This is a genomic window from Plantibacter sp. lyk4-40-MEA-4 (assembly GCF_030209415.1).
In the GTDB taxonomy this organism is placed as follows: domain Bacteria; phylum Actinomycetota; class Actinomycetes; order Actinomycetales; family Microbacteriaceae; genus Plantibacter; species Plantibacter flavus_A.
The window spans coordinates 78,589-93,712 of sequence record NZ_JARVSA010000001.1 but is presented as its reverse complement, the minus strand read 5'-3'; the positions used below and the strand labels follow the sequence as shown (position 1 = coordinate 93,712).

The window sequence follows — 15,124 nt, the reverse complement described above, 5'->3', positions numbered from 1 at the left end:
CTGGGACGCTTCGTCCCGGGGCCGGCGTCGTCATGCTGAGGGCCATCTGGAACTATCTGACATGTGACTTATAGATGCGTATGCTGGAGATGCTCGCCAGAGCCGGTGAGCAGAACGGAGTGGCATCATGTCGAGTGCATCAATCCAGGGCCGGTTCGCCGGCAAGGTCGCGATCGTCACCGGGGGCGTGTCCGGCATCGGGGCGACGATCACCCAGCGGCTGATCGCGGAGGGCGCCTCGGTCGTCGTCGCGGACATTAACGCCGAGCTGGTCGCGAGCGCCGCCGAGACCTTCGGTGAGCGCGTGTGGGGTCGGCGCACCGACGTCACCGACGAGGCGGACTTCTCCGCGCTGGTCGCCGAGACCGTCGAACGTTTCGGCACGCTCGACGCGCTCTTCAACGTCGCCGGTGGATCACGTGCCGGGACGATCACCGACATCTCCTTCGAGGACTGGGACTTCACGGTCCGGCTGAACCTCTACAGCGCCTTCAACGGCACGCGTCTCGCCGCCCGCCAGTTCCTCGCCGAGGGCAAGGCCGGCGCGATCGTCAACATCGCCTCCCTCAACTCGCTCGTTCCGATGCACTTCGGCGTCGGATACACGGCGGCGAAGGCCGGCGCGGTCATGCTCACGAAGCAGGCGGCACTCGAACTCGGCGAGCACGGGATCCGCGTGAACGCGGTGTCACCGGGCCTTGTCGCGACGCCGTTGACGAAGTCGCTGACCGACATCCCCGGTGTGCAGGCCGCGTACGACGAGCGCATCCCGCTCCGTCGTGCCGCCGCCCCCGAGGAGATCGCCGCTGCCGCACTGTTCCTCGCGAGCGACGACGCCTCGTACATCTCGGGCGACAACCTCGTCGTGGACGGGGCCTGGCAGACCACCGGCTATCCGGACCTGCGGCCGTTCATGAGCTGATCGGTCGCGCTCGCGGTCGTCATCTACCCGCTCGGGGAGACGACCTTGACGCGGGAGTGGCCCGAGGGCCCTCCGGTGGACTCGATGTAGGTCTTGAACGCCTGGAGGGTCCCACGCACGACCCGTCCGGCGAGGCCGAGCGCGGCCGCGGTGCGTTCCATCGCGTTGACCGGCTTCCAGTGCACCGTGACGTCCACGCGGGTCTGCTGCTTGTCGATCGCCTCGAACGCGGCGTCGCCGCTGAACCAGACGTCGCCCTCGATGGTGCGCCAGACCAGGCGCTCCTCCGGGAGTTGCTCCAGGATCTCGGCCAGGAACTGACGCGAGAGCTTGCCGATCGCGACGGTCCAGCGACTGTAGACCTCACCGGTCAGCTTCACCTCGCGCACAGCCGGCAAGAACTCCGGGTACGACTCGAAGTCGACCCACTGCTTGTAGACGGCCGCGATCGGCAGGTCGACGACGATGCTGTGCTGCACGGTCGAGACGCCGTCCTCCGCCGCCCGGGTCCGCTTCGTCGTCTCGTCGGTCTGGGGCTCGTTCGATCCGTCGTCGGGCCCGGCTGCGGTGCTTCCTCGTCGCTTCATTTATCCTTCTTGCCGTTGCCGTTGCCGTTGCCGTTGCCGTTGCCGTTGCCGTTGCCGTTGCCGTTGCCCTTGTCGCCGTTCTTACCCTTGTCCCCATTCTTCCCGGAGTCGTCCCCGTTCCCGTCATCCGTCGGCGTCACCGGTTCGACGGGGGTGACGGGATCGACCGAGCTGGGCTCGGCGGTCGGGGTCGGGGTCGGGGCGGGGGTGGCCGGTGTGAGATCGGCTCGCACCGCCGAGATGGCGGCTCGGATGGTCGTCGCGCGGGCCGCCGAGACAGCCCCGGACGCCTCCGCCTCAGCCAGCTTCGCTTCGAGTGCGTCGAGTGCGCTCAGTGCACCCGTCGTGTCGCCGGCGGCGGCCGCGTTCGCCACCCCGAGCACGCTGCTCTGCAACTGCTGACCGGTCGCGGGCTCGAGGTCGGCTGGCGCCCCGGCGCAACCGCTCAGCAGGGCGACGACGATGAGGGGTGTGGCGATCAACCCGAGTCCAGACCTCCGTCGGTGCCTCATGGCGTCACCTCCCGCAGGAGTTCATCCAGATGCGTCGACAACGGTTCGGGTAGGGAAGGCAGCGTCGGAGCGGGCGGTTGCGCCTGGGACACGAGGATCCAGACGACCGCGACGGTGATCACCAGCAGCACGGCCGCGAGGATCAGCCAGCGTCGAAGGCGCCGCGGCTGGCGCGCTGCGGCCTGGCGCCGTGCACCGCCGTCGAGACGTCGCTCCGAGCGGCGAGCGCCGTCGAGCACCGCGGTCGGGCCGGTCTCGGCGGGCGTGTCCGCCCTCGGCGCGAGCGGTGTCGTCGCCGTCAGGAGCCCCGTCGATCCCTCCGGTGCGGTGGCGGGCGGTGTCGCCGAGTCGAGCCGTTCGGTCGCAGCCGTGGGTTCCGGGTCTGCCGTCACCAGCGGTGCGGAGGTCGCGACGGTCGCATCCGCCGGGTCCAGCGCGGGATCCATGCCACGGACGGCCACCGCCACCTCGAGGGCGGTGGGGCGCTGGGCCGGTTCGGACGCGGTCATCGCGGTGAGGAGCGACTTCCACTGGTACCCGAGCTCGCCGGGGATCGTCGGCGGCGCGTTCAGCCGCGCCATGAGGGAATCGTGCGTGGTGGTCTGCGGATAGGCGCGGCGACCGGTCAGCGCCTCGAGGAGCACGAGTCCCAACGCGTACACGTCGGCTGGCATCGCCGGGTCCGCACCACGGACCAGCTCTGGGCTGAGATAGGCGACCGTGCCCATCAACGAGCCAGGCGCGGTCATCCGGGTGCTGTCGATGAGGTACGCGATGCCGAAGTCAGCAAGCTTCGCGCGATACTCCTGGTGGGGCAGGATCGTCGGTCGCAGCAACACGTTCGACGGCTTGATGTCGCGGTGGACGACCCGCGCCGCGTGCACGGTGTGGAGCGCCTCTGCGAGGTCGACGGCCATCGCGGCGACCTCGGACGACGGAAGCGGCGACCGGGCGATGCGTTGGGACAGCGTCGGACCGTCGACGTGCTCCATGACGAGGTACGAACCGTCGCCGGCGACGACCCTGGCATCGAACAGGGTGACGAGGGCGGGGTGGTTCAGCGACGCCAGCAGGCGCGTCTCCGAAGTGGTCCTGGCGCCGTCGGTCGCATCGGTCGTGCCCGGGCGGAACAGCTTGACCGCCACCTTGCGCCCGAGCACCTCGTCGGTCGCCAGATGGACGGTCGCCATCCCGCCGGCACCGATCGGTCGCTCGAGTCGGTACCGACCGTCGAGGAGCTCGCCGGTGCGAGGCGGCGCGGTAGCCGGGTCGGTCATGGGTGGCGCGGTCGGTCCGGTCGTCAGAGGACGGGGCCGTCGTTGTCGGTCGTGCTGCGGCGGGTGACGCGCTCGCCGCTACCGGGGTCGACGGCGGAGCGCGTGGTCGAGGAGACCTGTCGACGGCGGAGCACGAGCACGAGCGAGATGAGGAACACCACTGCGCCGGCGGCCATGAGGATGTACCCGATGAGCGTGAGGTCCACAGCGGGGACGTCGACGTTCACGGCGAAGGCGAGGATGGCGCCGATGACGATCAGGGCGATTCCGGTTCCGAGACCCATGAGTAGCTCCTCTTCTCGACGACCGTGAGTTCGAGCGGATCGCTCAAGGGGTGTTCACGGACGTCTCAGCCTATTATTGAGTCAATCACGGTTGAGTCAACGGGGGTTGTGTCGGTGGAGTCGCTGGCGGTAAGGGCGTCCAAGTTCGCCGCGCTCTCGGAGCCGGCGCGGCTGCGCATCGTGGACCTCCTGGCGCTCGGTGACCTCTCACCGACCGAGATCCAGCTCGCTCTCGGGATCGGGTCGAACCTCGTCTCCCACCACCTCAGCGTCCTCCAACGAGCGGGGATCCTCTCGCGCTCGCGATCGGAGTCCGATGGACGCCGCAACTACGTGCGGCTCGTCCCGGGGGCGTTCGACCGCCTCGCGCCCGAACCGATCAGCGCCCCGGCGCGGGTCGTCTTCGTCTGCACGGCGAACTCGGCGCGGTCGCAGATGGCGGAGGCGCTCTGGCGGGACCGCAGCGAGGTCCCCGTCGCATCGGCGGGTAGTCGGCCGGCGAGCGAGGTCAACCCGGGCGCGGTTCGGGCCGCGGCGCGCCATGGCGTCCGGATCCGTCCGAGGGTCCCACGCGCGACCTCGGAGGTCCTCCGGCACGGCGACTTCGTCATCACCGTGTGCAACCGGGCGCACGAGGAACTCGAGGGGAGGGACGACCTGCACTGGTCGATCCCCGACCCTGCCGCGCCTGCGACGGACGAGGCGTTCGACGAAGCGTTCCGGGACATCCGTCTCCGCGTCGACGAGTTCGTCAGTCGGCTGGCGCCGGCCGTCGGGTAGGAGCGGGACGCCCTGCGATGGCAGCTGGTCGCGGCACCGACCTCACCCGGCGTCGGGCAGGAGTTCCGGGCACTCGCCGCCGGGCACGGTCGCCAACTCGAAGTGCCAGATCTCGTTCGCGTAGGTCTGGCAGAGGCCGTAGTCGGCGCCGTGCTCGATGAGCCAGTAGTCCGCGTCCGTCGCACCGATGTCGACGGCCGCCCCGCGCGTGTGCGAGGAGCCCTCGGGCGTGGCGACGTACTGCCGGGCGGCCGCCTCACTGCCGTACTGGAGGATCGCCTCGTCGAGCAGGTGCTGCTGGTACGCCGTGCTCCGCCAGCCGGAGCTCACGTACAGCGCGATGTCGTCCTGCGCCGCCGCGTCGGTCGCCTGCTGGACGGCCTCCAGGAGGTCCGCATCGAGGTTTGCGATGGCCGGGAGGTCGGTGTCGTAGGCCGAGTACCGGTTCTCCTCCAGCACACCGTCGTCGGCCCCGAACGCGCCATCCGTCGTGGTCGCGGTTCCGGCATGCGCGTCTCCGGACGGCCGCTCGGCCAGCGCGGTGATCCCGCGGGTGATGGTCGGCGCGACGCCCGTGCACGCGACCAGGGCGATCGCGGCGGTGAGGGCGACGGCCGTGGCGGCGAGGACGACGACGGCTCGGTCGGAGCCTCTGCGGGCGACGGTGCTCCGTCGGCCCGCGCGGCGGTGCGGCTGCTGCTGGTGCTGGATGTCGTGCTGCATGGTTCCTCCTCGGCGGTCGTCGGTGTTCGGCACGCGACGACCGGGCTCCCAGTCCAGCTCGACGGCGGTTGCGCGGGCGTCGGACGATCACCAGACGGTTCCGAAACACGGTGCCGCCTACGATCGACACGACGCCCATCGCGGGCGCCGGAGTGACGCCATCGACGCGTCATCCGTCCCGAACGCCGGAGGTCCCATGCGTGTCCTGATCGCCGAGGACGAGCAGTACCTCGCCGAGAGCATCCTCGAGGGCCTGCAGCACGAGGGGCTCGCCGCCGACCTCGTGTTCGACGGTGACACCGCGCTCGAGCGGCTCGCCGTCAACGCCTACGACGTCGTCGTCCTCGACCGCGATCTCCCTGGCACGCACGGCGACGACGTCTGCCGCTGGATCATCGCCCAGGAACTGCCCTGCCGGGTGCTCATGCTCACCGCGGCCGCCGACCTCGGCGACAAGGAGAGCGGCTTCGAGATCGGCGCCGACGATTACCTGACCAAGCCGTTCGAGCTGCGCGAGCTCGTGCTCCGTCTCCGTTCACTGGCGCGTCGACCCAAGGCCTCGCTCCCACCCGTCCTCGAGTACGCCGGTGTGCGGCTCGACCCGTTCCGCCGCGAGGTGTACCGCAACGGCCGGTACGTGCGTCTGGCGAAGAAGCAGTTCGCGGTGCTGGAGATCCTGCTCGCGGCCAAGGGTGGCGTCGTGAGTGCCGAAGAGCTCCTCGAGCGCGCCTGGGACGAGCACGCCGACCCGTTCACGAACGCGGTGCGGGTGACGATGTCGACGCTCCGGAAGGTGCTCGGCGAGCCGTGGATCATCCACACCGTGCCGGCCGTCGGCTACCGGGTGCTCCCGCCGGGTGAGGGCCCCGCTGAGACGAGCGGCGCGGACGCCGACGACGAGGGCGACGAGGTGGGCGCATGACCGCCGCTCCGGCCGTCGGTGACGACGCCCGGCCGACGTGGATGACCGCTCGCGTCAAACTCACCGCAACCTATGCCGCATTCACCGTCGTGACGGGACTCATCGCGCTCATCGTCATCAACGTGATCATCTGGCGCTTCCCCGACTACCCGCTCGCGCTGGCGAGCGATCCGAGGCAGTTGTCCGGCATCACGCGCGGTGAGATCCGCGATTCGCTCATCAACTACTCGATGCTCGCACTCATCGCGATGGCCGTGATCGGCACCGGCGTCGGCTGGATCGTCGCCGGACGGGTCCTGCGGCCGCTGCGGGACCTCAACGCGGCCGTGCGCGCGGCGGCGGAGGGCTCGCTCGACCACCGCATCGCGATGACGGGTCGCCGCGACGAGTTCCGCGAGCTCGCCGACCGCTTCGACGACATGCTCGCACGCCTCGAGCAGTCGTTCCTGACGCAGAAGCGGTTCGCGGCCAACGCCTCGCACGAACTGCGGACACCGCTCGCGACGATGAAGATGCTCATCGAAGTCGCCCAGGCCGACCCGGAGGGCCGCGACGTCGACCGGGCGTTGCGGCGGCTGCACGAGACGAACGAGCGGGGGATCGCGATCGTCGAGGCCCTCCTGCAGCTGAACCAGCTCGATCGCCGGCCGCTCGTGACCTCGCCCGTCGACCTGACGGCGGTGGCCCGCGACGCGTCGCAGCTCATCTCGCCGGAGGCCGCGGACGCCGGGGTCACGATCTCGTCGACCCTCCGGAGCACGGCGGTGCTCGGTAATCGCGTGCTCCTCCAACAGCTGTTGACGAACCTGCTGTCGAACGCCGTGCGCTACAACAGCGGTCCGGACGGCTGGGTCTCGGTGTGGGTCGGACCCGACCCGCAGGCGCCGGGACGCGCCGTCGTCGTGGTCAGCAACTCGGGGCCGCTGCTCGACGAGGCTGAGGTGGCGCGGTTCGTGGAGCCGTTCGACCGGCGGGACGCCCGGATGGCGCGGGTCGCCGGTCGCGACCGGGGGAACGGTCTCGGGCTGACCCTGGGTGCGCGCATCGTGGAGCTGCACGGTGGGGCGCTGCGGCTCGCGCCGTTGCCGGCGGGTGGACTCGAGGCGACGGTGCTGCTGCCGGCTCAGGACGCCGACCCGGCCTGAGCCTGACCGCGGAACGACAGGACACGGAACGACGGAACGGCCGACCGATCACAGGATCGGTCGGCCGTTCCGGCTGGTGCGGAGGTCACTGCACGGCGCAGGCCCTGGCCTCATCGAACAGGTCCTCCGGCAGGTCCCACACCCCGTTCGCATCCGGGTCCGGGACGTCGAACCCCTGGTCACGCAGGCACTGGGCGCGGAGCCGGAGCTCGTCGGAGATCTCGGCCTTGCTGGGCTGGTCGGGGTTCACCGGCGGCGGGCCGAGTTCATCGGCGCAGGCGTCGTAGGCCGTGTTCATCGCCTCGCCACCGTCGAGGGTGATCGCGGTACCGGGTTCCGGGTCCGGGACGTCGAACCCCTGGTCGCGCAGGCAGCCCGCGAGGGAGATCGTGTAGTCGTCGAACGCCTCGGCGTACGAATCGGCGGTCGAGGGCGATGCGCCGCTCGACGGGGCCTCCGCGGATCCGGAGCAGGCGGTGAGCCCGAGCATGAGGGCGAGGACGGGGGCGGCGAAGCCGATGGCTGTGGGTCGGCGCATGGGTGGTCCTTTCTGACGGGCGACCGGTGTCGGTCATCTGGCCATCCCATCAACCGGCCTGTTCCGTCCTCGTCTCCCGATCACCAGACGTTCCCAACACCCCACCCCTGCCCGCGAACTGTCACCAACGGCTAGTCGGGGCGGCCCGGACTGGCAGCACGTGACAGTTCGCGGGCAAGGGAGGGGTCAGTTCATGCGTGTGACGATCCAGACGATCAGCGTTCCGACGACGAAGGCGACGGGGATCCACCTCCCGGATCGTCGCAACCTGCGGCCGGATGAAGCGACACCCGGCGGCGGGGTGAGCAGCCCGATCGCGGGTGGGCCGGCCTGAGCGCCGGGTGCAAGCGGGTGCTCCGGAGCTCCGGACGTCTGCGGCTGCAAGCGGTCGTCCCGCCACCGAGCCCACTGGTCCAACTTCGTCATCAGCGCGTCGACGATGCCGAACAGCCAGGCCCAGGTGTCGGGATCGAGGGTCGACACCTCCCGTTTCGTGTACAGGAACAGCCAGTCGTCGATGATCTCCACGTCGAGCTCGGCGGCGTGGTCGATGAACCTCGCCATGATGTCCGGCGTGAACAGGTAGAGCGCGTCGCGTTCGTAGCCTTCGGGGCAGTAGAGCGTGAAGTGCCGGTCGAAGTCGCCTTCCAGGGAGAGTCGCTGGGCCCGTTGGAACGCCGCCGGGAGGTTCGAGCCGAACCCGTTGTTGCCGATCGCGTCGAGCACGATGTTCGGCAGGGGGACGTCGAGCTTCACCGCGACGTATCCCCAGTGGTGGGTCGTCGAACTCTTCCCGTGACGGACCGTGTACCGGTAGTTGCCGAACTCAACGGCGCGGGGACGACCACCCCGCAGCACGTCGGTCGACTGCCGCGACGATCCGATCCCGAAGATCATGCCGGGGAACGGAGGGTAGCTGAGGTCTGCGGTGTAGGTCATCCCGTTGGCCGCGGCGAATTGGGAGAGGCGGAAGCGCGTGATGCGCCTCGTACGCCAGGAGAGGACTGCGAACACCGCGACGGCGGCGGCCGCGAGGAGCCCGATCCCGAGCAGCGGCGTCGGGCCGGAGCCGCCTCGTGAGGGCGAGGGCAGCGTTCCCAACAGGACGAACCCGGCGACGGTGACCACGACGATCGCCGCGAGCAGGCCGATGAACAGCCGGGCGGACGGCGCGCGATGGAACGAGGGCGCTTTCGCCATGGCGTCACGGTCGATGGGGTCGATGAGCGCGCGGGTGTCGATCGTGCCGTCCATCCCCTCACGCTACCTGCCTGCGAACGGTCACCAACGGCTCGTCCGAGCGGCCCGGATTAGCAGCACGTGACAGTTCGCGGGCAGGGGGAGAGATCACATCGAGCGGCGGAGCCAGCTCTCGACGCCGGAGACATGGACCGTGACCAGCGCACGGGTGAGTTCGGTGTCGCGCTTCTCCAGGGCGTCGACGATCGCGTGGTGCTCCTGGAGGGTGCGGGCGACGGCCTTCTCCTCGGTGAGGCCGCGCCAGATGCGGGCCCGGACCGTCTTACTGCCGAGGGCGGCGAGCAGACTCGCGAGGTAGGCGTTGCCACTCAGCTCGATCACGCGGGCGTGGAACTGCAGGTCGTGCGCGACGAGGTCCTCGACCGTCGTGGACTCGTCGACCTCGTCGACCATGCTGCGCAGCTCGGCGATCCGCTCGTCATCGAGGTGCTGGATCGCCATCACCGACGCGGAGGGTTCGAGAATGCGGCGCACCTCGAACATCTCGATGAGGGAGGCATCGGCGTGCATGTCGATGACGAACGACATCGCCTCGTGCAACAGGCTCGGCTCCAGCGTCGTGACGTAGGTGCCGTCGCCGCGACGGACGTCGAGCACGCGGATGAGCTCCAACGCCTTCACCGCCTCGCGGAGGGAGCTGCGGGAGAGTCCCAGGGTCTCGCTGAGCTCCTTCTCCGGAGGGAGGCGCTGACCGGGGGTGAGGTCGCCGGCGACGATCATCGCCTGGATCCGCGCGATCGCCTCGTCCGTGACTGCCATGCGACCCCCTGCTCGAGCGAGACGGTCACGTGGAACACCGCCTCGCGCCATGATACATCCGACGTTTCCGCGGGCCGCGCCCCGACCTGCCTCCACGCACCGCCGACACCTGGCCCCTTGTGTTACGTCAGGTTGAGCGCCCTCTCGCGGCCCGTCCGATCACTCCCTACTGTTGCTGCAACCCGACGTCCCGGTGCGCCCCGACCGCGCCGACAGCGGACGCCGGCACGCCCCACTACCCCCTGCACCGTCCCGCACCCCACCGTCATCTGGAGTCCCCATGCGTCGTCGATCGCGCCTCGCGCTGTCTCTTGTCACCCTGGCCGTCGTGGCCGGCCTCGCCACCGGCTGTTCCCTCAAGCAGTCCTCGTCCAGCGAGTCGACGAGCGGCGCCGCTGCCAGCTCCGCCGCCTCCGACGTCGACGTCCCCTCGCTCGAGGGCAAGACCGTCGGCGTCGCCGCCAAGGACGTCGTCCGCGACTTCGGCCGCCTCACCTACCAGGGTGTGCAGGACCGCCTGGAGGAGCTCGGCGCCAAGGTCGTCGCCACCCAGGCCGACGCACAGGACGACAAGCACCTGGCCAACGTCGAGAACCTCGTCTCGCAGAAGGTCGACGCGATCGTCGTCATCCTCGGCGACGCGACCACCCTCGCCCCGGCGTTGCAGCAGGCGAAGGACGCCGGCATCCCGGTCTTCACGATCGACCACGCCAGCGAGAACTCGGTCAACAACATCGGTTCGGACAACTGGCAGATCGGCTCCACCCTCGCCCGCACGCTCGCCGAGGACATCGGCGGGAAGGGCAAGGTGCTCGTCTTCAACGGCTTCTACGACGTCACCCCCTGCCAGATCCGTTACGACGAGTTCAAGCTCGTGCTGAAGAACTACCCGAACATCGAGATCATCGAGCCCGAGCTGCAGGACATCTACGAGGGCACCATCGAGGACGCCAAGCAGAAGACGAACGACGCGCTCACCCGCTACCCCAAGGGCGAGATCTCGGCCGTGTGGTCGTGCTGGGACCTCCCCGCGATCGGTGCCTCGCAGGCCATCGACGCGGCGGGCCGCGATGAGATCAAGGTCTACGGCGTCGACGCCGAGCCCGGAGCGCTCGACCTGATCCAGGACCCCGACTCGGTGTACCAGTTCACGGTCGCGCAGCAGCCGACCCTGTTCGGGACGACGAGCGCGAACAACGTGGCCCTGTACCTCGGTGGCAAGCAGGACGAGGTGCCGCTGAGCACCTACCTCGACGCCGTGTTCATCGACAAGGCGAACGTCGCCGACGAGCGCAAGCGACTCGGCCTGGAATGACGCACGACACCTCGATCGACGGTCAGACCGCCCAGCGCTCGCTGGGCGGTCGGTCCGGTGCCGCCACGACCGAAGCCTCGGCTCCCGCCGTGAGCATGCGTGGCATCGCGAAGGACTTCGGCGGCGTCCGGGTGCTGGACGACGTCGACCTCGAGGTGCACCCCGGCGAGGTCGTCGCGCTCGTCGGCGAGAACGGCGCGGGCAAATCGACGCTCATCAAGATCCTCACCGGCCTCTACACGGCGAGCGAGGGCACCATCGAGATCGACGGCGAACCGGTCGTCATCCGCAATCCGGGTGACGCCGAACGCCTCGGTGTCCGCGTCATCCACCAGGATCGCCACCTGGCCGGTCGACTCACGGTCGCGGAGCAGCTGTTCCTCGGCTCGCGCACCGCGTTCCTCACCGGCCGGCAGCTCGACCGCCGCGCCGAGCGGGAGCTGCTGGACCTCGTCGGGCTCGACGTGCCGGGCAAGACCCTCGTCGACGAGCTGAGCGTCGCCGAGCAGCAACTCCTGCAGCTCGCGATCGCGACGATCACGCGCCCACGGGTCCTCGTGCTCGACGAACCCACCGCGCCGCTCGCCGCCGGCGACGTCGAGCGGCTGTTCCGCACCGTCCGGACCCTGCAGGGCCAGGGCGTCGCCGTGATCTACATCTCGCACTACCTGCAGGAGGTGCGCGACATCGCGTCCCGCGTCGTCGTGCTCCGCAACGGTGAACGCGTCGGTGCGCTCGACCTCGCCGATCCCGAGGCGACCCTCGACGCCATCGTCCAGCTCATGGTGGGGCGGAGCGTCGAGGAGTTCGGCGACCGCGAACGGATCGTCGCCGACGCCGGCGCCGAACCGGTGCTCGCGATCGACGGACTGACGGTCCCCGAACGGCTGCACGGCGTCTCGATCGCCGTCCGTCCGGGCGAGATCGTGGGCGTCACGGGCCTCGTCGGCTCGGGCCTCGAGGAACTGGCCGACGCGGTCACCGGCTTGCGTGCGCACGGCGGAACCGTGCGGCTCGGCCGGGCGACGATCCGCTCGCCGCGCGCCTTCGTCCGGTCGGGTGGGGCGTACGTCCCGGCGAACCGCCACCGCGACGGCATCCTGAACCGTCAGTCCGTCCGCGAGAACCTCACGCTCGCCGCGCTCGACCGCATCACCGGGCTCGGCGGGATCCTGCGGGGTCGACGCGAGCGGGAGATCGCCGCAGACCTCGTCACGAGACTCGACGTCCGGCCCGCGAACGACACCGCGGTGGCCGGGAGCCTCTCCGGCGGCAACCAGCAGAAGGTCGTGCTCGGTCGGTGGCTCGCGGCCGGGTCGACCGTGTTCGTGCTCGACCAGCCGACCTCCGGCGTCGACATCGGGTCGCGTCAGCAGATCTACGCGGAGATCGACGCGCTCGTCGCGCAGGGTGCCGGCGTCCTGCTCGTGAGCGTCGACCTCGAGGAACTGATCGGCCTCGCCGACCGCGTCCTCGTGCTGTACCGCGGGACGATCCGGACGGAGCTGCCCCGATCGCAGGCGACCGCCGACACGATCCTCGCCTGGTCGACGGGCGCCGCCGAGGTCGCCTCCACGCCGTCGGCCCCCTCGGTCCCGCCGGTCCCTGAGCTTGTCGAAGGGCAAGAACCGCTTGTCGACGGGTCCACCTCGTCAACCGATGCGGATCCTGACAAATCAACCGCCCCGGTCCCTGAGCTTGTCGAAGGGCCCACGTCGTCTACGCAGGCTGATCCCCAGAGGTCTGCCCCGTCGGCAGGCCCCGGAGGCGCCACGCCACCCACCCGAGGAGCCTCCGCATGACCGCGCTCTCCGCTCCACCCGCTGCGCCCTCGGCTGCGGCGGAGTCCACGACGAAGCGTCGTCCGGTCTCCCGGTTGGGACTCATCGGCTACGCGATCGTCGTCATCGAGGTCGTCGTCTTCGCGGTCGCCTCGCCCGGCTTCCTCGATCCGGCCAACCTCGCGACGATCCTCACCCAGTCCGCGGTCTACGCGATCGCGGCCTTCGGCCTGTCCATCGTCGTCGTCACGGGTGGTGAGGACGTGGTCCGCGGCGGCATCGACCTCTCCATCGGCGCCGTCCTCGGCTTCTCCGGCGCGCTCGTCGCGGTGCTCCTGCAGGCCGAGCTCGGTCTGCCGCTCGCGCTGCTCATCGGGCTCGGAGCCACGGCGGTCATCGGGCTCGTGAACGGTCTCGTCGTCGTCGCCGGGATCCGCCCGCTCCTCGTCACCCTCGCGATGATGAGCATCGTCACGAGTCTCACGATCGTCATCACGAACAACGTCAAGGTGCCCGTCTCCGACGCCGGGCTGGTCTGGCTGCGGAGCGGACATGTCGTCGGTGTCCCTGCCGCGGTCGTCGTGCTGCTCGTCGTCTTCGCGGTCGCCGCCTTCGCCACCGGGCGGACCAGCTGGGGCGTGAAGAACGCCGCGGTCGGGCAGAACCCGACGGCCGCGCGGGTGGCCGGGATCGACGTCAACCGCCACATCGTCGTCAGCTACGTCCTCGCGGCGGTCCTCGCGGGGATCGCTGGCGTCCTCATGACCAGTCGGTTGTCCGCTGCCCTGCCGGGGATCGGCGAGCAGTCGCTCATCGACATCCTCCTCGCGACGTTCCTGTCCATCGCGTTCTCCCGTCGGCTCGTCGTCACGATCACGGGGACCCTGTTCAGTGCCGTGTTCGTCGCGATCCTCACCAACGGCTTCAGTCAGCTCGGCGTCCCGAGCCAGTGGATCGGCATCACCAAGGGTGTGCTGATTCTGCTGGTCCTCGCGGTCGCCGCGATCCGCGAACGGAGCGTCAAGCGATGAGTGTCGACACGCGCACGCAATCCTCCGCCACCACCGGCGTCTCCGTCCCGAACGCCGGATCGGCTGGACCGGGAGGCGGCGATGACCAGCGTCCCGGCGGCCCGCTCTCGAGGCTGACGGTCCGTGGCCTCGGTGCCGCGGTCCCGCAGGCGCTCGCCCCCGCCGTGCTGGCGGTGTTGCTCATCGTGTTCGCGGTGCTGTCGCCGTCGTTCCTCACCGCCGACAACCTGCTCGGGGTGCTCAACCAGAACGCGCTGCTCCTCCTCGCGGCCGTCGCGATGACGGTCGTCGTCCGCGCCGGTGGCATCGACCTCTCGATCGGTGTCGCCATCGACCTCGCGGCGCTCACCGCGTCGGCGCTCCTCGCCGACGACTACGTGGCCTGGGTGGCGATCGTCGGTGGTCTGGTCGTCGGTCTGCTCGTCGGAGCCGTGAACGCGTTCCTCATCGTGGTGCTGCGCATCCGGCCGTTCCTGGCGACACTGAGCGTCTGGTTCATCGGTGGTGGCGTGCAGCAGGTCGCGACCGACGGTGGGTCGCCCATCTACCTGTCGCGGAGCAGCGTGCCGGACGAGTTCGCGTGGTTGGGTGCCGGCACCGTGCTCGGCGTCGCTGCACCGATCGTCGTCGCCGTGCTCGTGCTGATCATCGTCTGGGCTGCGCTCGAACGGAGTCGCTGGGGTCGGGTGCTGACCGCGGCGGGGGAGCAGCCGACGGCGACCCGGATCTCCGGGCGGTTGGCTGGGACGTCGATGGCGACGGCGTTCATCTTCGCCGCCGGGATCGCGGCCATCGCCGGGCTGATCCTGGCCTCGCGGAGCCAGGGCTTCGTCGCCAACAGCGGCCAGCTCTACGTGCTCGACTCCATCGGTGCGGTGTTCATCGGGACGACGCTGAGTCGGACGGGGCGGCCGAACCTCTTCGGGACGCTCGTCGGCGTGCTCATCTTCGCGCTGCTGACGAACGGGATGAACCTCATCGGGCTGTCCTTCTACTGGCAGGGCCTCGCCCGTGGTGTCGTCCTGATCCTGATCCTGCTCCTCGGCGTCCTCCTGGCGCGCGACCGGTCCCGCAAACCCCTCACCTGACGCCCACCCGACCCTCGCTGTGGCGGTGTGGTTGCGCCAGCGCGGTGCGCTGACGCGAGCGCGCCCCATAGGCGTGAGCGCGGGTCTCTGGAGACCCGCGCTCACGCACATGACCCGCGGCGAGGCCCAGCGCATCGCGCTGGCATCGGGTCCTCCTGAGCGGGCCTCACCCCGCGCTCGGACCAGCGCGGTGCGCTGAC

The 15,124-nt window shown here is 70.0% G+C and carries 16 protein-coding genes; 8 read left to right on the top strand and 8 right to left on the bottom strand.

All coding sequences use genetic code 11. The features are described from left to right. Positions 1-127 precede the first annotated feature (127 nt). A complete protein-coding gene (locus tag QRN44_RS00495; protein ID WP_285038006.1) occupies positions 128-922 on the top strand; it encodes an SDR family NAD(P)-dependent oxidoreductase in 795 nt (264 codons plus the stop codon). A gap of 23 nt (positions 923-945) precedes the next feature. Here QRN44_RS00495 and QRN44_RS00490 read toward each other — a convergent pair whose 3' ends face one another. The 4 genes from QRN44_RS00490 to QRN44_RS00475 are packed head-to-tail and all read right to left on the bottom strand — an operon-like array spanning position 946 to position 3,582. Continuing rightward, positions 946-1,509, bottom strand: coding sequence for an SRPBCC family protein (locus tag QRN44_RS00490; RefSeq protein ID WP_079003340.1), 564 nt, complete (start codon positions 1,507-1,509; stop codon positions 946-948). Further along, positions 1,506-1,991 carry a hypothetical protein gene (locus tag QRN44_RS00485; RefSeq protein WP_285038005.1) on the bottom strand — a complete coding sequence of 162 codons (486 nt, stop codon included), beginning with the start codon at positions 1,989-1,991 and terminating at the stop codon, positions 1,506-1,508. Before QRN44_RS00485 ends, QRN44_RS00490 begins: the two co-directional genes overlap by 4 nt. 26 nt (positions 1,992-2,017) lie before the next feature. Next, positions 2,018-3,298 carry a serine/threonine-protein kinase gene (locus tag QRN44_RS00480; protein ID WP_285038004.1) on the bottom strand — a complete coding sequence of 427 codons (1,281 nt, stop codon included), beginning with the start codon at positions 3,296-3,298 and terminating at the stop codon, positions 2,018-2,020. Positions 3,299-3,321: 23 nt separating this feature from the next. Further along, positions 3,322-3,582 (bottom strand): DUF6458 family protein, encoded by a 261-nt coding sequence (locus QRN44_RS00475; RefSeq protein WP_064295666.1) that lies wholly within the window; start codon positions 3,580-3,582, stop codon positions 3,322-3,324. A gap of 114 nt (positions 3,583-3,696) precedes the next feature. Between QRN44_RS00475 and QRN44_RS00470 the strand changes: the two genes are divergently transcribed. Then, complete coding sequence (locus QRN44_RS00470; RefSeq protein ID WP_350310082.1) at positions 3,697-4,362, top strand: metalloregulator ArsR/SmtB family transcription factor; 666 nt, start codon at positions 3,697-3,699, stop codon at positions 4,360-4,362. Between the two features lie 42 nt (positions 4,363-4,404). Here QRN44_RS00470 and QRN44_RS00465 read toward each other — a convergent pair whose 3' ends face one another. Continuing rightward, on the bottom strand, positions 4,405-5,085 hold the full coding sequence (locus QRN44_RS00465; RefSeq protein WP_285038002.1) for a M15 family metallopeptidase: 681 nt from the start codon (positions 5,083-5,085) through the stop codon (positions 4,405-4,407). 196 nt (positions 5,086-5,281) lie between these two features. Here QRN44_RS00465 and QRN44_RS00460 point away from each other — a divergent pair, with 196 nt between their 5' ends. Together QRN44_RS00460 and QRN44_RS00455 are read left to right on the top strand one after the other, a co-directional pair. Beyond that, the gene (locus QRN44_RS00460; protein ID WP_285038001.1) at positions 5,282-6,007 is read left to right on the top strand and encodes a response regulator transcription factor; all 726 of its coding nucleotides are present in this window, start codon (positions 5,282-5,284) and stop codon (positions 6,005-6,007) included. Then, positions 6,004-7,152 (top strand): sensor histidine kinase, encoded by a 1,149-nt coding sequence (locus tag QRN44_RS00455; protein WP_285038000.1) that lies wholly within the window; start codon positions 6,004-6,006, stop codon positions 7,150-7,152. Before QRN44_RS00460 ends, QRN44_RS00455 begins: the two co-directional genes overlap by 4 nt. An 85-nt stretch (positions 7,153-7,237) precedes the next feature. On the opposite strand, the gene QRN44_RS00450 is transcribed toward QRN44_RS00455, so the two are convergent. From QRN44_RS00450 to QRN44_RS00440, 3 genes are all read right to left on the bottom strand, one after another. Beyond that, entirely contained in the window at positions 7,238-7,690 is a 453-nt protein-coding gene (locus QRN44_RS00450; RefSeq protein ID WP_285037999.1) for a hypothetical protein, read from the bottom strand. A 186-nt stretch (positions 7,691-7,876) separates the two neighbouring features. Then, positions 7,877-8,944, bottom strand: a complete 1,068-nt coding sequence (locus tag QRN44_RS00445; RefSeq protein WP_285037998.1) for a hypothetical protein — start codon at positions 8,942-8,944, stop codon at positions 7,877-7,879. A gap of 93 nt (positions 8,945-9,037) precedes the next feature. Then, entirely contained in the window at positions 9,038-9,709 is a 672-nt protein-coding gene (locus QRN44_RS00440) for a FadR/GntR family transcriptional regulator (protein WP_064295672.1), read from the bottom strand. Positions 9,710-9,989: 280 nt separating this feature from the next. Here QRN44_RS00440 and QRN44_RS00435 point away from each other — a divergent pair, with 280 nt between their 5' ends. The 4 genes from QRN44_RS00435 to QRN44_RS00420 are packed head-to-tail and all read left to right on the top strand — an operon-like array spanning position 9,990 to position 14,924. Beyond that, complete coding sequence (locus QRN44_RS00435; RefSeq protein ID WP_064295673.1) at positions 9,990-11,024, top strand: sugar ABC transporter substrate-binding protein; 1,035 nt, start codon at positions 9,990-9,992, stop codon at positions 11,022-11,024. Next, entirely contained in the window at positions 11,021-12,826 is a 1,806-nt protein-coding gene (locus QRN44_RS00430; protein ID WP_285037997.1) for a sugar ABC transporter ATP-binding protein, read from the top strand. Before QRN44_RS00435 ends, QRN44_RS00430 begins: the two co-directional genes overlap by 4 nt. After that, positions 12,823-13,836, top strand: a complete 1,014-nt coding sequence (locus QRN44_RS00425; protein WP_082916100.1) for an ABC transporter permease — start codon at positions 12,823-12,825, stop codon at positions 13,834-13,836. The genes QRN44_RS00430 and QRN44_RS00425 overlap by 4 nt, the downstream gene beginning before the upstream one ends. Next, the gene (locus tag QRN44_RS00420; RefSeq protein ID WP_121292563.1) at positions 13,833-14,924 is read left to right on the top strand and encodes an ABC transporter permease; all 1,092 of its coding nucleotides are present in this window, start codon (positions 13,833-13,835) and stop codon (positions 14,922-14,924) included. The genes QRN44_RS00425 and QRN44_RS00420 overlap by 4 nt, the downstream gene beginning before the upstream one ends. Positions 14,925-15,124: the final 200 nt, after the last annotated feature.

Bases quoted from the DNA above. Each gene is read 5' to 3' on its own strand.
- QRN44_RS00495 (WP_285038006.1), top strand. From the start codon at position 128: ATGTCGAGTGCATCAATCCAGGGCCGGTTCGCCGGCAAGGTCGCGATC.
- QRN44_RS00490 (WP_079003340.1), bottom strand. From the start codon at position 1,509: ATGAAGCGACGAGGAAGCACCGCAGCCGGGCCCGACGACGGATCGAAC.
- QRN44_RS00480 (WP_285038004.1), bottom strand. From the start codon at position 3,298: ATGACCGACCCGGCTACCGCGCCGCCTCGCACCGGCGAGCTCCTCGAC.
- QRN44_RS00475 (WP_064295666.1), bottom strand. From the start codon at position 3,582: ATGGGTCTCGGAACCGGAATCGCCCTGATCGTCATCGGCGCCATCCTC.
- QRN44_RS00465 (WP_285038002.1), bottom strand. From the start codon at position 5,085: ATGCAGCACGACATCCAGCACCAGCAGCAGCCGCACCGCCGCGCGGGC.
- QRN44_RS00460 (WP_285038001.1), top strand. From the start codon at position 5,282: ATGCGTGTCCTGATCGCCGAGGACGAGCAGTACCTCGCCGAGAGCATC.
- QRN44_RS00455 (WP_285038000.1), top strand. From the start codon at position 6,004: ATGACCGCCGCTCCGGCCGTCGGTGACGACGCCCGGCCGACGTGGATG.
- QRN44_RS00450 (WP_285037999.1), bottom strand. From the start codon at position 7,690: ATGCGCCGACCCACAGCCATCGGCTTCGCCGCCCCCGTCCTCGCCCTC.
- QRN44_RS00445 (WP_285037998.1), bottom strand. From the start codon at position 8,944: ATGGACGGCACGATCGACACCCGCGCGCTCATCGACCCCATCGACCGT.
- QRN44_RS00440 (WP_064295672.1), bottom strand. From the start codon at position 9,709: ATGGCAGTCACGGACGAGGCGATCGCGCGGATCCAGGCGATGATCGTC.
- QRN44_RS00435 (WP_064295673.1), top strand. From the start codon at position 9,990: ATGCGTCGTCGATCGCGCCTCGCGCTGTCTCTTGTCACCCTGGCCGTC.
- QRN44_RS00430 (WP_285037997.1), top strand. From the start codon at position 11,021: ATGACGCACGACACCTCGATCGACGGTCAGACCGCCCAGCGCTCGCTG.
- QRN44_RS00425 (WP_082916100.1), top strand. From the start codon at position 12,823: ATGACCGCGCTCTCCGCTCCACCCGCTGCGCCCTCGGCTGCGGCGGAG.
- QRN44_RS00420 (WP_121292563.1), top strand. From the start codon at position 13,833: ATGAGTGTCGACACGCGCACGCAATCCTCCGCCACCACCGGCGTCTCC.